This is a genomic window from Maribacter arcticus (assembly GCF_900167935.1).
In the GTDB taxonomy this organism is placed as follows: domain Bacteria; phylum Bacteroidota; class Bacteroidia; order Flavobacteriales; family Flavobacteriaceae; genus Maribacter; species Maribacter arcticus.
On sequence record NZ_FUYL01000002.1, the window covers coordinates 193,701 to 209,678 of the forward strand.

Annotated in this window: 14 protein-coding genes; 5 read left to right on the plus strand and 9 right to left on the minus strand. The window is 34.3% G+C overall.

The genetic code is table 11. From position 1 onward, the window contains the following. Nucleotides 1-11: 11 nt before the first annotated feature. Together B5X55_RS03685 and B5X55_RS03690 are read left to right on the plus strand one after the other, a co-directional pair. A complete protein-coding gene (locus B5X55_RS03685) occupies nt 12-1,559 on the plus strand; it encodes an Rne/Rng family ribonuclease (protein WP_079511257.1) in 1,548 nt (515 codons plus the stop codon). Between the two features lie 57 nt (nt 1,560-1,616). After that, entirely contained in the window at nt 1,617-2,093 is a 477-nt protein-coding gene (locus tag B5X55_RS03690; RefSeq protein ID WP_079511258.1) for a regulatory protein RecX, read from the plus strand. Nucleotides 2,094-2,101: 8 nt separating this feature from the next. Here the strand turns inward: B5X55_RS03690 and B5X55_RS03695 are convergent, their stop codons facing one another. The 6 genes from B5X55_RS03695 to bioA all read right to left on the minus strand — a co-directional run bounded on the left by B5X55_RS03695 (nt 2,102) and on the right by bioA (nt 8,839). Further along, nucleotides 2,102-2,974 carry a cupin-like domain-containing protein gene (locus B5X55_RS03695; protein WP_079511259.1) on the minus strand — a complete coding sequence of 291 codons (873 nt, stop codon included), beginning with the start codon at nt 2,972-2,974 and terminating at the stop codon, nt 2,102-2,104. A gap of 78 nt (nt 2,975-3,052) precedes the next feature. Then, on the minus strand, nt 3,053-4,147 hold the full coding sequence (gene bioB, locus B5X55_RS03700) for a biotin synthase BioB (RefSeq protein WP_079511260.1): 1,095 nt from the start codon (nt 4,145-4,147) through the stop codon (nt 3,053-3,055). Nucleotides 4,148-4,235: 88 nt separating this feature from the next. Then, nucleotides 4,236-5,669 (minus strand): flotillin family protein, encoded by a 1,434-nt coding sequence (locus tag B5X55_RS03705; protein WP_079511261.1) that lies wholly within the window; start codon nt 5,667-5,669, stop codon nt 4,236-4,238. A gap of 4 nt (nt 5,670-5,673) precedes the next feature. Beyond that, nucleotides 5,674-6,252 carry a hypothetical protein gene (locus B5X55_RS03710; RefSeq protein ID WP_079511262.1) on the minus strand — a complete coding sequence of 193 codons (579 nt, stop codon included), beginning with the start codon at nt 6,250-6,252 and terminating at the stop codon, nt 5,674-5,676. Between the two features lie 94 nt (nt 6,253-6,346). After that, a complete protein-coding gene (locus B5X55_RS03715; RefSeq protein ID WP_079511263.1) occupies nt 6,347-7,555 on the minus strand; it encodes a beta-ketoacyl synthase N-terminal-like domain-containing protein in 1,209 nt (402 codons plus the stop codon). 9 nt (nt 7,556-7,564) lie between these two features. Next, entirely contained in the window at nt 7,565-8,839 is a 1,275-nt protein-coding gene (bioA, locus tag B5X55_RS03720; protein WP_079511264.1) for an adenosylmethionine--8-amino-7-oxononanoate transaminase, read from the minus strand. Nucleotides 8,840-8,902: 63 nt separating this feature from the next. On the opposite strand from bioA, the gene B5X55_RS03725 reads away from it, so the two are divergent. Continuing rightward, complete coding sequence (locus B5X55_RS03725) at nt 8,903-10,387, plus strand: ArnT family glycosyltransferase (protein WP_079511265.1); 1,485 nt, start codon at nt 8,903-8,905, stop codon at nt 10,385-10,387. Here the strand turns inward: B5X55_RS03725 and bioD are convergent. From bioD to B5X55_RS03740, 3 genes are read right to left on the minus strand one after another with little or no spacing between them, the layout of a single operon-like run. After that, on the minus strand, nt 10,379-10,996 hold the full coding sequence (bioD, locus tag B5X55_RS03730; protein ID WP_079511266.1) for a dethiobiotin synthase: 618 nt from the start codon (nt 10,994-10,996) through the stop codon (nt 10,379-10,381). The two genes, B5X55_RS03725 and bioD, sit on opposite strands and share 9 nt — an antisense overlap. Before the next feature lie 7 nt (nt 10,997-11,003). Then, complete coding sequence (locus B5X55_RS03735; protein WP_079511267.1) at nt 11,004-11,387, minus strand: putative signal transducing protein; 384 nt, start codon at nt 11,385-11,387, stop codon at nt 11,004-11,006. A gap of 6 nt (nt 11,388-11,393) precedes the next feature. Next, nucleotides 11,394-12,530 carry an aminotransferase class I/II-fold pyridoxal phosphate-dependent enzyme gene (locus B5X55_RS03740; protein WP_234999657.1) on the minus strand — a complete coding sequence of 379 codons (1,137 nt, stop codon included), beginning with the start codon at nt 12,528-12,530 and terminating at the stop codon, nt 11,394-11,396. A 286-nt stretch (nt 12,531-12,816) separates the two neighbouring features. Between B5X55_RS03740 and B5X55_RS03745 the strand changes: the two genes are divergently transcribed. Both B5X55_RS03745 and B5X55_RS03750 read left to right on the plus strand, forming a co-directional pair. Then, complete coding sequence (locus tag B5X55_RS03745; protein WP_143814395.1) at nt 12,817-15,489, plus strand: PAS domain S-box protein; 2,673 nt, start codon at nt 12,817-12,819, stop codon at nt 15,487-15,489. A 5-nt stretch (nt 15,490-15,494) separates the two neighbouring features. After that, the gene (locus tag B5X55_RS03750) at nt 15,495-15,893 is read left to right on the plus strand and encodes a response regulator (protein WP_079511270.1); all 399 of its coding nucleotides are present in this window, start codon (nt 15,495-15,497) and stop codon (nt 15,891-15,893) included. Nucleotides 15,894-15,978 lie beyond the last annotated feature (85 nt).

Genomic DNA, 15,978 nt, shown 5'->3' on the forward strand with positions numbered 1-15,978 from the left:
AATATATTCAGGTGAATAGAGAATTAATCGTAAGATCTAGTTCCCAAGCCGTTGACTTTGCCTTGCTAAAGGACGGAAAACTCACTGAACTGCATAAAGAAGAAAATAGTAATGATTTTTCTGTAGGCGATATTTTTCTCGCTAAAATCAGAAAACCGGTAACCGGTCTCAATGCTGCGTTTGTTAACGTTGGTTATGAGAAAGATGCATTTTTGCATTACCATGACCTTGGTCCTCAATTATCTTCAATGCTTAAGTTCATAAAACAAGTGAGCTCAGGAAAATTACAGGATTACTCCTTAAAAAGCTTTCCATTCGAGACCGATATTGACAAAAACGGTGTAATAACCGATGTCATTAAAGCCAACCAATCCTTATTGGTTCAAATTGTAAAAGAACCTATATCTACTAAAGGACCAAGAATTAGTTCCGAGCTATCAATTGCCGGACGTTACTTGGTAATGGTTCCTTTCTCAGACCGTGTTTCTGTATCCCAAAAGATAGAAAGCAAGGAAGAGAAAGACAGATTAAAACGTCTAGTTAGAAGTATTAAACCAAAAGGATTTGGTGTAATAATTAGAACAGTTGCAGAAGGACAAAAAGTTGCGGAGCTGGACAAAGATTTAGAAAACTTGCTGAACAAATGGACAGCAATGTGTAAAAAATTAAATCGTGCTCAAACACCATCAAAAGTATTTGTTGAACTTAATAGAGCATCTTCAATTTTAAGAGATGTATTTAATGATAGTTATACGGGTATTCATGTAGATGACCTTACTTTATATAATGAAGTTAAGGAGTACGTGGCAGAAATTGCTCCAGACAAGGAGAATATCGTGAAGCACTATGACTCTAGTGTACCTATTTTTGAGAAATTTGGTATAGAAAGACAAATAAAAACTTCTTTTGGCCGAACTGCCACTATGAGCAAAGGTGCCTATTTAATTATAGAGCATACTGAAGCACTACATGTAGTAGATGTGAATAGCGGAAATAGATCCAATAAAGCTAAAAACCAAGAAGACACTGCCCTTGAGGTTAATCTTTTGGCAGCCACAGAAATTGCAAGACAATTGCGATTACGAGATATGGGAGGCATTATTGTAGTTGATTTTATCGACATGGTAAAAGCACAACATAGAAAGAGGCTTTTTGAACATCTTAGAGATGAGATGAGTGATGATCGCGCCAAACACAAAATACTACCTCCTAGTAAATTTGGTTTGATTCAGATTACCCGACAAAGGGTACGCCCTGAAATGAATATTAAAACAACCGAAGAGGACCCTAATAATGCAGGGAAAGAGGTGGAAGCACCTATTGTTTTAATAGACAAAATTACAGTGGATCTTGAAAAACTCCTAAAAGGGCCAGCAAAGGACAATAGTATAACACTAAATATACATCCTTTTATAGCGGCCTATATAACTAAAGGATTTCCATCTATGAGAACAAAATGGTTCTTAGAATACAAAAGATGGATCAAAATACAACCACGTGATGCGTATACGTATCTTGAATACCGTTTTAAGAACAAAGACGGCAAAACAATATATTAAGTAAAAAAAGCGACTTCCTAACGGAGTCGCTTTTTTTGTTTAGTATTTTTGAGAAATATGAATCAGAAAACAAAAGGATATACCATTCGAGAAGCGACAAAAAAAATAGAGAGTTATTGCGCCTATCAAGATCGTTGCCATAAAGAGGTTAATGGCAAACTGAAAGAAATGGGTATGATTCCGCTAGCTATTGATACTATAATCGGTCAGCTTATCGAAGATAGATTTTTGAACGAGGAACGCTTTGCCAAGAGTTTTGCTAGAGGTAAATTCAATATAAAAAAGTGGGGAAAGAATAGAATTGTCAACGAATTAAAATTTAGAAACATTTCTAAATACAACATAACTACTGCTTTAAAAGAAATAGACCCTCAAGAGTATTTAAATACCTTAGACACCCTAGCAATAAAAAGATTAGGGCAAATTTCAGAGTCTAATATTCAAAAAAGGAGGAAAAAACTAGCTGATTATCTACTTTATAGAGGATGGGAAAGCCACCTAGTTTATGAGAAATTACAAGAACTCATAAAATAAAATTCATCTTAATTTTTAACAAATGCTTCAAGATTTTTGTTGGTTCTAGAAATCGCCTCTTCATTCTTCCAATCTATCCAATTTTGACCTTTCAATTTACGCATCAGCACGTCGTAATAACGCATAATCAATATATTATAGGAGGCTTTAGCTAAATTTTTTGGATTACGTGACATAGCACGAAGGCTCATTGAAAACCCAGGAGATTTATACTTCATGTAGTGCCAATATCCTTCAGGCATATATAAAACTTCACCATGCGAAAGTGTAGTCTTAAATCCTGAAGCTTTTTCTAATACCGGCCATTTTTTATAATCGGGATTAGAAAAATCTATACTTTCATGCGTAATTAATGAATGTGGTACTTTATAAAGATTCTTTGTTTCCTCTTGCGGGAATAGAATGACCTCTTTTTCTCCATCAAAATGAAAATGAAATATGTTTGCCAAGTCAATATCATAATGCATGAAGGTGTACGAATCTTTACCCCCAAAAAATAACATAGGCAGTCCCTTAAGTAGTTTCAATCCAAAATCAGGAAAAGTATAATCCTTCTGTAACTCGGGCACTTCTTTTAAAATATTCCAAAGAAATATTCTATATTTAGTCGGCTCGCGCTTCAATAAATCGACATAATCAGCCATCTTCATTTTAGCATGTGGCTCGTTAAAACCATCTTTATGCTGTACTGGTCTGTTATCATACAGAGGCACCGTAATGTCACCCGCAACACTTTTTATGTACGACAGATTCCATTTGTCAAAAGCCGGCCAACCTTCAATAGCCCTTTGTATAACTACAGGCTTTTGAGGTTTAAAATAGTTCTCGATAAAATCTTCCTTGGTAATATTATTTACCCTTGGAATTTCTGCTAACTTCAATTACTCATGGTTTTTTTAGGGAAGCCAAAGGTAATTAACGAATAGAAAAGATATTCTTAAAAATGTATTAATGTAATACTAATCGATAATTTTAGCCTTTTGCTTAGCAGTTTCATTACGCTCGATAGAATGACCCGGTCGAGACCATTTAGGTTTTTCACCCATTGCCTGTAATTGCGAATCTGTTGCTTCTACTGTTTTTGGCTGAGAGACTTTTGTAAATGGTTTTTGAGGATTCAAACCCAACATTTTGAACATGGCCATATCTTCATTTACATCTGGGTTTGGCGTAGTCAACAATTTATCACCTGCAAAAATTGAGTTTGCACCAGCGAAGAAGCACATTGCTTGACCTTCTCTACTCATTTGAGTACGACCTGCGGACAAACGAACCTGAGTCTCCGGCATTACAATTCTTGTAGTAGCCACCATACGTATCATCTCCCAGATAGATATTGGCTCAATATCTTCCATAGGTGTTCCTTCAACAGCAACTAGCGCATTAATAGGAACAGATTCTGGTTGAGGGTTCAAAGATGTTAAAGCAACTAACATGCCCGCTCTATCTTCTAAAGCCTCACCCATACCAATAATACCACCGCTACAAACAGTTACATTACTCTTACGAACGTTTTCTATAGTATCTAAACGGTCTTCAAATGCGCGTGTAGAAATAACGTCTTTATAATAATCTTCAGAAGTATCTAAATTATGGTTGTAGGCGTAAAGTCCGGCTTCTGCCAAACGCTTTGCCTGATTTTCGGTAATCATGCCCAATGTGCAACATACCTCCATATCTAATTTATTAATAGTTCGAACCATTTCTAAAACTTGGTCGAACTCAGGGCCATCTTTTACGTTTCTCCAAGCGGCACCCATACAAACTCTTGAGCTCCCAGATGCTTTCGCACGTAATGCTTGAGCCTTAACTTGAGAAACAGCCATAAGATCATTACCTTTAATATCGGTATGATAACGAGCTGCTTGAGGGCAATACCCGCAATCTTCAGGACAACCACCAGTCTTTATTGAAAGTAACGTAGAAACTTGTACCGTATTGGGGTCATGATTCTTTCTATGTACAGTTGCAGCCTCATAAAGAAGCTCCATTAAAGGCTTATTATATATTTCTAGAATTTCCTCTTTTGACCAATTATGTCTTGCTTCGCTCATATAATCTCATATTCTTTCTGCCCCAAAAATAGTGGAATTCTAGTTTATATCTTAATTATACGATTTTTAAAATCAGGATAATGAAAAATTATTTGCCCTCTTTATTCTTAGTTGCACCTGAAGATTTAGTTTGTTCTTCAATTGACTCGGAGGCAACTTCTTTGCCTTTTAAATATTCAGGTAACTGCATTCCTGCCATATTAAACATTTCTTGAAGTGGCGGTACCGATTTATACATGCCAGAAATGAAATTAGCCGTAGAACTTTTTCCATCTTCTCCTTTGGATCCAGAATCCCAAACGGTCACTTTATCAATTTTAATATTTTTAATAGCTTCAGCCTGAGTTCTAACCAATTCTGGAAGCTTATCAGCAATCAATAATAGTACGGCATCTTTTGGACTATTACCTGCCGCTTTAACTATTTCATCTAAACCTTGCGCTTGCTTCGTCAAAACCTCTAAAAGCCCTTGTGCCTCGGCCTGTGCCTTAAATAAGATGGCATCTGCCTCCCCTTTAGCAATACGTCTTGTTCTTTCAGCATTAGCTTCAGCATCAATCTCAACCTTTTTCTTATCTATTTCGGCCGGAACGACAATATCAGCCATTTGAGAACTACGAACACGCTCTGCTCTTGCTAATTCGGCCATTTGCTCAGCTGCATATGATTCTTCCAATGCTTTAGCAGTTTGTACCTTTTCTGATGCAATCGCGGTTCGTTCTGCTTCCGCTTCACGTTGACGACGTAATGAATCTGAATTAGCCACATTGATTTTTGCGATGTTCTCACCCTCTACCGCTTTTGCATTTGCAGCTGCAACTTGAGTACGTTCATCTTGTACTGCATTTGCCTCACCAATAGAACCATCTCTGTTTTTTTCTGCAACTGATTTACGTGCCGCGTTTATAGCATGTGCAGCCGCCTCTTTACCTAATGCCTCTATATAACCAGACTCGTCAACAATATCAGTAATATTTACGTTAATCAGCTTAAGACCAACTTTCTTCAATTCTGATTCTACACTCTGTGAGATATTGGTTAAAAACTTATCTCTATCTGAGTTTATTTCTTCAATATCCATGGAAGCTACAACCAAACGTAACTGACCAAAAATAATCTCTTGTGCTAATTCTTGAATTTCATTTTGTCCTAATCCAAGTAAACGCTCTGCAGCATTTTGCATAATACCAGGCTCCGTAGATACCCCTATAGTAAATCTTGAAGGTACATTTACACGTATATTCTGCTTACTTAAAGCATTTACCAAATTAACCTCGATAGAGATGGGCGTCAAATCTAAAAATTGATAGTCTTGAATTACCGGCCAAATAAATGCTGCACCACCATGAATACAACGCGCAGAATTACCACCGCCTACTTTACCATATACTACAAGAATACGATCTGAAGGACATCTTTTGTACCTTCTGATAAAGGAAATTATAATGATAAAGAAAAAGAGAATTGCAAATCCGATAGCAATCAAAGATGCACCTCCACCTAATTGTAATGGTAATAGCATAGGGTTATTTATTTAATAGTTCAACGATTAATATTCCATTTGCGGTCACCTGCTTTACACGCACCACATTGCTTTGTGTTAAATCTTGATTTTCATCTGTTAAGGCTTCTAATTCTCTTAACGTGCCTTGTACATTAATACTCACCTTACCAATTCTAGATCTATTGGCGCCTATAGTTAAGTAAACTTCCCCTACTTGATTCAGCGCATTACTCAATTTTAGTGTGCCACTACTCTGTAATTTGGCCAAATAATAAAAAAGGGATGCCATAGCAACCATCATTAATAAGCCACATATAACTGAAATAATTACTGTAAGAGTGTGAGAAAGCCCATTATCTAAACATGCAATGCCGGTCCATCCAAAAATGGTAAAAAAGCCTGTTAAATTTTTAAAGGATAAAAACTGAAAACCTACCCCGTGGTCACCATCAATATCAGTATCTACATCTCCGCTCATTTCGTCTGCATCTCCCCCAAAAAGAGTCATAACCAAAAAAATCAATAAAAAGCAAGATGCAATACAAGCAACTACCCAGTATACTTTCTCAAAAACAGTTAATGCAGTAAACCAAGTTTCCATAAAAATCCTATTTAGTTGATATTTGAAAGATAGTACTTAAAGCTAATTAGAGAAAAACTTCAAGCGTTTTTATTTGGAAGCCTCGAATTAGCTATTAACTTTTAGACAACAAAATACTTACTGCATTTCCGCCAAAACCAACAGAATTCACCATCACTTTCTTAATGTTTTTTTTTACCCCTTCTTGTTTTAAAAATGGCACCGGTATGAATTCATTAAATTGAAGCATTAAAAGTGACATCTCTAGATTAAGCATACCCGAAGTAGCAAAAGTGTGACCTAACTTCCATTTGTTGGTTGTTAACGAAGGTATGTTGCTGCCAAAAACTTTCTGAATAGCATTATACTCTGATAAATCACCTTTTATAGTTCCTGGAGCGTGCATTACTATTGCATTAACCTCAGAAGGGTGTAAATCACCCAAGGCCATTTTCATCGATTTTTGAAAACAAACGGCATTTGCAGAAATGGATGTGTTGTGTTTTAAAATTTCAGTTGCATAGCCCAATCCATCAATTGTAGCTAAAGCATTTTTTACAACTCCTTTTTCTAAACACGCTACCGATGCTCCTTCGCCTAGAATCATACTGTTATTCTCCTTTTCTAAATTTAATGCTTGGCAAGGATAGTTTTGATTACGCTCTATTACCTTTGATAAATTATCTATCGAAGTCGAACCAGACTCGTCATATTTTGCATAGATTTTTAAAGCCTTCATTTGGGCTATCGTAAAATCAGTTAATGGTGCTTCACTTGCGCCTACCAAAAACTTATTGGCCATACCACTATTAATCCAAGCAACACCATTTAATACAGAATGTAAACCTGTGGAACAGGTAATGGAATGAGAAATTTCAGGACCTGTAGCTCCTAAATCATGGGACACCCACGAAGAGATATTACCTAACGTGGTGGTGGGCGAACTTAAAGTAGATGCTAAACCTGTTTCTAAAAACTCTGTATGAAATTGTTCGAATAACTTAGTTGCCCCTCTAGAAGAACCTAAATTGATTCCGAATTCTACATCGCTTTTCCATCCAGAATTTCTTACAGCCAATCTTGAAGCTACCATTGCATTTAAGACACTATCGTCTAATTTCCTGTACTTGGAATCAGATACACGAAGCTTCTCTACAAGTAATCTCCCCGATTTAGACATTGGCGCAACCCAAGACTTTTCACCATTATTATCTACCAATGAGAAACAATGTTCTTTATTTTGATAAGACTGCCAAGTTTCTTCTAATGTGCTACCTAAAGGTGAGAGTGATGCTATAGCTGTTATGGATATTTTCTCTTTCAAAATCGTAATCTAAATAGTTTCTAGTGCGGCTGTAATGGTTTCGTAAATTTTTTGAAGTTCGGAATTTGTAATTACATAAGGCGGTAGCACATAAATTGTATTACCGAGCGGTCTTAATAAAACCCCTCTCTCTACAAAGAAATCATATAAGTCATCACGTAAATTACCATAGCGCTCCATTTCTATGTTTAAGTCTATGGCCAGAATAACTCCCATCACTCTTACATTACCAACTTTTTCATGCTTCTCAATTCTTGTAGCAAAAGAATTATGGGCGCTTTCAATATATTTTCTTCTTTCTGCAATTTCAGGTGAATTTAAAAGTTCAATACCCGCTAAAGCAGCGGCACAACCAATAGGATGTGCACTAAATGTATGGGCATGAAAGAACCCTTTATGAACCTCATCACTTAAAAATCGATTAAAAACTGCTTGTGAACAACTTGTAATACTTAAAGGAAACATACCTGCCGTAAGTGCTTTACTTAAACAAATAATATCAGGTTTGTTTTCAAGATAATCTGAAGCAAAATTCCTTCCTGTTTTACCGAAACCGGTCATTATTTCATCGGCAATACTTAAAACATTATTTTCTTGACACAGATTAATTAATTCATCAAGACCTTTGGCCGAGTGAAACTTCATACCAGCTGCACCTTGAACTAAAGGCTCAAACACAAAAGCTGCACATTTGTTTTCTTGCAGAATTTTAGCTAGCCTACTTTTTACTTCCTGTATATTATTCTCTTGTGGTGTAGGTATTCGTACAACCTTCAAAAGAAATTTTTCAAAAGGACCGTTGTATGATGAAAGTCCTGATGCGCTCATGGCACCAAACGTATCGCCATGAAATCCATTTTCAAATGCTATAAGCGTATCTCTTAATTCACCCTTGTTATGATAAAATTGCAATGCCATTTTTATTGCCGCTTCAATTGCGGTAGAACCATTATCATTGAAAAAAATCTTTGCCTGATTTGCTGGCAAAATCTCCATCAATTTTTCAGATAACTCAATTGCTGGTTCATGTGTTAGACCGCTGAACATTACAAAATCCAACTTATTCATTTGCTTGGTCATTGCCGAAACAATATGCTTGTTAGAATGACCATACATTACCGTGTACCAAGAGGCTATACCATCAATATATTCTTTTCCATTCTCATCAAACAATAGCGCATCTTTAGCTCTAACAATAGCCAATTGCCGTTTATTCAACTTATGTTGCGTTAGCGGATGCCATAAGTGTTTTTTATCTCGAGTAGATAGATTTTCCACGGTCATAGAATTTATAATTCGTCATTTTATCTATCTTGCAAAGATCGGGAAATAAACCGCAACAAAGAGATGCCCTCAAAAAGAAACAAAAAAGCATTTTTAGATTTTTTCGAGTTAAAGAGTAGCTTGGTATTCCTAATCTTTTTGATAGTTACCTTTTTTATTCGTTTTCCCTTTTTCTTTCGAGATTATATTGACCGAGATGAAAGTACTTTTATTCTTTTAGGCCAATCGTGGGTAGATGGTTTTCTACCCTATACCCAATTATGGGATTTAAAACCTCCGTTAACTTTTGCTTTTTTTGCGGCAATTATATCTGTTTTCGGCAAAAGCTTTATTGCCATACGATTAGCAGGCGTTTTTTTAGTTGTCATTACTGCTTACTATACTTATAAGATAGCATTTTTGGTACTATCTAAAAAGGCTTCTATTATTGTTGGCTTGCTTTGTATTTTTCTTTTAAGTCTTTTCGGAAGCCTACAAGGCGTAATGTCAGAACATATTTGTATCGCGTTTTTTATACCAGCCCTCTATTTTTTACAAAGTAAAAAGACATTAGGTTTTACTTTCTTGGCAGGCTTATTAATGGGAGCTACCGTTATGGTGAAATTGAATATGGCTTTTCCTATATTCTTTATCGGCCTTTATCTTATTTACGAAGCATTATCCTCGAAAAAGCATATCAATTTGCTTCATGTAATATTATTTGGAGTGGGTGTTTTAGCTGTTATTTTTGCCACAATACTGCCTTACTATCTTTCTAACCAAGCCATTATTTGGTGGGAATCTGTGGTTTTAGCTCCATTAGAATACACAGAAGCCAGAAGGTATTCTATTTTTAAACTAGCTCCAATATTTGTCATTATTGGTCTTTTTCTTTTCTACGCTTATAAAAGCAGCAGTCTTAATTTCAGAAATAGAACGATACTAATATTACTAGTTGCTATTGCCGGTGTATTGGTGTCTTTTGTAAAAGGCGGAAGAATTAATGGCCATTACCTTATACAATTACACCCTATGCTATTGATTTTGGTTGCAATTGTCATTCAGAAACTGACCACAGCTTATAAGGCTAAAGTACCGAAATATGCACTACTCCTAGTTTTATTAATACCAGCGGAAAGTTATTTGGAATATGCCAATATTATAAAGAATAAATATGAACGCAACACCTTCTTTAATGGAGAGGGATTTTCTGTCCCTGCTTATATTAAAAACAAAAACTTAGAAACTAAAAACATATTGTTTTTTGAATACCATATCGGTTATTGGAATTTAGACACCTTACCGCCAACGATTGCTTCGACCCACCCTAGTAACATTTGTAGAGATGAACTTTTTACTTTCTTTGACAACCCAAGAAAAAATTCTATAGAAGAATTGAAATTTATTATGGAGGAATTACAACCAAAAACGATTGTCATACGCAAAGGCAGACGGATTTTGGACAAGAAAGAAATTGAAGAAAATGAATATATTGACGCGTATTTAGCCAAACATTATCACACATTTGCTACCGTTGAAAATGCAGAAATTCTACAACGTTTAGAGTGACCTTAATATGCCTTCAAACTTATCGGCATATTTTTTAATGACCTCTTTATCAAATTTTTCCTCTTCATCAATTCTACCTAATGATGATACCCCAGTTTTTAACAAAATAATATTTTCTGTTTGTGGATTAGATTCTCCACTAAACAGAACAGAAACTTCATATCCTTTATACTGCAACCAATTTATGGTCAATAAAGAATGATTAATACTGCCTAAATAATTTCTTGACACAACGACAACCTTATAATCTGGCATAATAATATCGAACAAAGTATCTTCCTCATTTAAGGGAACCAAAATTCCGCCAGATCCTTCTATTATTAAATTATTTTCTGTTTCAGGTTCATTGATATGAAATCTATCAATTCGAATACCATCGATTTCAGCAGCAGCATGCGGACTCATAGGAGATGTCAACTCATAACTACATGGGTGAAATTTGGTTTTACTATTCGAGATTAAACTTTTAACCCTGTCGGTATCTGAATTATCTAAATCTCCTGCTTGTATAGGCTTCCAATAATCTGCCTGTAAAGCTTCCGTAAAAATGGCCGAAGCAATAGTTTTTCCTACTCCTGTTGAAATTCCGGTAACAAAAATCTTCTGCATTCTGTTTTTACTTTAAGTTAGTGATCATACCACAATTTAGGCACTTATATTTTCTTTTTTCAAAAAATGGAAAAAGTTTATAAAAAACTCCTTTCCTATTATAATAGGCTTCTGATTTTTGAGCTTTACAATTTGGGCAAACAATTGGTTCGCCTTCATTATCAATAGCATAAGCCCTAATTTCATTATATATAGCTACTGCCCTTTCTTTATCTTTAGAATAAACCTGTAATTTAACACCACCAATAGCATTGCTGATTATAGGGTCTGAATTCAGCGTATTTTCATCTCTAAGAAATACCGGTATCCCCTCAGATTCAAGTTTCCCCTTCACTATCTGTACATCTGCTACATATTCAAAAGTGGCAAGTTGGTAAAATTTATCTTCCATATATATCTAAATAAAGCCCGCTAACAATTTTACTAAAAGACCTATTTCTTCTTTTGAATTAAAACTGTGTAAACAAATTCTAAGTCTTTCTTGCCCTTCTGGCACTGTTGGTGCAAGAATCGCTTTTACATTAAAGCCTTTGTCAATGAGTTTTTTAGAAACTAGTTTTGCTTTTTTTGAACCAGCAATAATACAACCTTGTATAGCAGTATCACTAGGTATAAAAAATTCATTTATCTTTTGAGAACTAATTTGCTTTTTGAAAAACTCAATGTTCTCTTTTAATATGTCTTTTGGCTCCTCACTCAATTCCTTAAAAAATGTATGCGCTGTTATTATAGATGCTAAAGTATGTGGTGTTAATGCTGTTGTATAGATAAAAGGTTTGGCGAAATTCACCAAATAATCTTTCAAATCTTCGGAACCTAATATAGCTGCACCGTGGCAACCAAACCCTTTTCCAAAAGTAACCGTTCTTGCAAATATCTCATTTTCAAGTCTTAACGCTGGTATTAAACCTTCACCGTTTTCCCCTAATACCGCAACTGCATGAGCCTCATCTACTATTAAATTATAACCATTCGCTTTGGTGTACTTTGCAAATCCTTTTAAATCAGGAGTATCACCATCCATAGAAAAAACACTTTCCGTAACTACATAAATAACCAGTTCATCATTCTTATTTCTATCAGAATTTAATTCTACTTTCTCTTTTAAACTATTTAGATCATTATGTGAAAAACTATACGCCTTCGCATTGCTCATACGTATACCTTCTCGAATACTGGCATGAACGAACTCATCATAAAAAATTAAATCTCCACGTTGCGGTATGGCACTAAACAACCCCATATTGGCATCATAACCAGAATTAAAGACAAGCGCGGCATTTGATTTATAAAATGTCGCCAATAATGGTTCTAGAATAGTATATAATTTATGATTACCCGACAATAGCCTTGATCCACCTGATCCGTTTGAAGCAACACTTTCGTTTAATAACAACTGAAACGTTTTTGAAAACAAGGTTTCATTTGTTGCAAAACCTAAATAGTCATTTGATAAAAAATCAATTAAACCATTTATAGCGTTTAATTGCCGAAAAGTCTCTTCCTTTTTACGGCTTGCTAAAATATTAAGCAATTTGTTGGGTATTTGGCTCATTCAACAAAAATAGCTTTTCTATGAAATGAAACTAACGTAATTAACGAATTGACAAAGTTTTTCTCACTATATACTTCAAAATATTCAAAATTCACCAAGCAAACCTCAATTTCAATACGAAATTCATTTCACATACCTGATTAATAACCACTTACAAAAATTAAAAAAATATTTTTATAGGATAAAATTAATGCCAGATGTTCTATTGACAAAGATATACCATACTTTTGCTTCTTTTTTTTAAAGAAATTTCCTACTTTGGAAATTGCTTATCTCAGTTTGTGATGATACTATGGAAGGGAATAATATTTTAGATAAAGAAAGAATTAAAACTTTAATGTCGTTCGATGTTATGGACACTCTTCCTGAATCCATATATGATGACATTACATCACTTGCAGCTTCTATTTGCAAAACCCCAATTAGTCTTATATCATTAGTAGATAATAAACGACAATTTTTTAAATCTCACCATGGTTTAGATTTCAATGGAACATCATTAGAAGATTCTTTCTGCAAACATATTATAAGTAATGACAAAGATTTAATGATTGTTGAAAACACTAATGATGATGAAAGATTTACGAATTATTCTCTAGTAAAAGAAAATCCAGGAGTTAGCTTTTATGCAGGTGCTTCACTAACCGCTTCGAATGGTAATCGTCTTGGGAGCTTATGTGTTATTGATTATGAAGCTCGAAAACTTAGTGAACAGCAAATAAATGGCCTTAAAACCCTAGCCAAACAAGTTGTAAAATTATTTGAGTTAAGAAGGTCAAAAAAGAATGAAGAAGATCAAAAAATAGATTTAGAAAGAAAAGGCAAACTATTAGAAAATATTGTAAAGGCTACAGAAATTGGTGTCTGGGAGCGTAATATTAAAGAAGACTCCATCATGCTCAGCGATGAAGCACTCCAAATAATTGGTTTGGATAAAGTGCCAATACATCATTTTAAAACCAATAAATGGTTAGGTCTTATTCACCCAGAAGATTTAGCCATGGTTAAGGAACAATTTTTGAATTGTTGCGATTACCAATCTGTAGGTTGTGAAATTCAGTACAGAATAATGCATAAGAATGGTCAATTTAAATGGGTTCATGAAAATGGCAAAGTTCTGTCTTGGAACGATAAGCAAGAACCACTATTAATGTATGGCACCTTGCAGGATATCACTGAAAAAGTCCATAATCGTATCGAACTTGAAAGGGTGAAGAACAACCAAGAGGCCATGATTAATAGCACAAAAGATTTTATGTGGGCTATAGATTTAGACTTAAAATTAATTACTGCTAACACCTCATTTCATCAACTGATAAAAAGAAATTTAGGTCATTTTATTAAGGAAGGTGATTATGTGATTTCTGAAACCTTTAATGCTGAAATAAATAATAAATGGAAGGATTTCTATAACCGAGCTTCAACAGGTGAAAGGTTTTCAATTAAACATAAAATTAAAGATCCATCAAAATACTTAACAAGTTATAATCAAACATCATTTAACCCATTGTATAATAAAGAAAGTAAACAAATTGGCATAACCTGTTTTTCAAAAGATATTACATCTGAGGTTTTGTCTCAACAAGTTTTATTGACTGCAAAGGAAGAAATGGAAAAAATAATGAATGCCTCATTAGATATTATTTGCACTATAGATGAAGAAGGTTATTTCTTAAGTATTAATAAGGCTTGCAAAAGAATATGGGGTTATGAACCTAAAGATTTAATTGGCACTAATTATAAAGAATTAGTTTATGAAGAAGATATTGCATTAACACAAGACTCTGCAGATTCTGTTTTAGCAGGTGAAAAAGTTGTCAATTTTGAAAACAGATATCTACATAAGAATAAAACGATTGTGCCAATGCTGTGGTCTTCTAACTGGGACGAAAAAGATGGAGTAATCTATTGTGTAGCTCGAGATATTACCGAAAAGAAAAAGGCTGAACTTCAATTGGAAAATAGTGAGCGTCGTTTTAGAACATTGGTACAAGAAGGAAGTGATTTGATTGGCATATTAGATAAGGACGCGAATTTTATTTATGTAAGTCCGACATCAACACGAATTTTAAATACAACACCCCAAGGTTTTATTGGTAATAAAGTCTTTGATTTTGTACATGTTGATGATTATGAAATGTTTTACAATCAGTTTCAAACCATATATAATAAAGCACAGATAACTATTGAACCATTTAGATTTAAGAACAAAGAAGGTAAATTAGTATGGATTGAAACTATTGCCACAAACAAATTAGATGACCCTTCTATAAATGGAATAATTCTTAACTCAAAAGATATAACAGAAAAGAAAAAAGCTGCAGTACAATTAGAACAAAGTGAAAAGCGCTTTAAAACATTGGTGCAAGAAGGTAGCGATATGATTTGTATTGTTGATGAGCATGCAAATTTTTCTTATGCCAGTCCTACATCCACAAAAATACTAAGTATAACACCCGAAGAATTCATTGGCACTAATGCTTTTGACTACGTTCACCCCGACGATTACGAAACCATTCATAATCAATTTATTAAGATTTTTGAAATACCACAAGTTACAATTGGGCCTTTTAGGTTTAAACATGGAGATGGTAATTGGATATGGATGGAAACCATTGCGACAAATAAGCTTTATGAACCAACAATTAATGGAATTGTAATCAATTCTAAAGATGTAACCACTAAAGTTCAACATTTAAACGCTATTGAAAAACAGAATGAGCAGTTAAAAAAAATCGCCTGGACGCAATCTCATATTGTTAGAGCTCCTGTAGCACGATTAATGGGATTGATAAATTTAATAAGAGATGAAAAAAAGAATCTTCCATTTGAAGAAAAACAACGTATACTCAATTATATAATTACTTCGGCAGATGAAATTGATTCCGTTATTAAAGAAATAATCAAAACTACCGCCAACGCAATAGATACAGAATAACTTAAATGATTTACCAATTACTATTAATAGAAGACGATCCTATATTCACTTTTTTATTAAAAAAAGGAATTGAGGCCGCAGCACTAGAAGGTGATATACACAATTTTTCAAATGGCTTAACTGCACTTGAATTTCTAACCAAAGAATATTCAAAAGAGGTCAATTATATTATTTTTCTTGATTTAAATATGCCTGTCATGAATGGGTGGCAGTTTATGGAGAAATTTGAAAAAATTGCAAGTACTGAAAACTGTATGGTCTTTGTTCTAACCTCTTCCGCCTATCAACAAGACATAGACAAACTAAAAGAAAAGCCATTGGTAGAGGAATTTGTAACTAAACCCATTACAGACTTTATATTAAAGGGAATTAAAAAAACTGTTGTAGCAAAGTTTGAAAATTAATACCCTACCGAATTCACCTAAGTAGCATTTTATAATATAAAATTAAAGTTTTCAAATACATGAATTAGCTTCATTATCTTAGCTA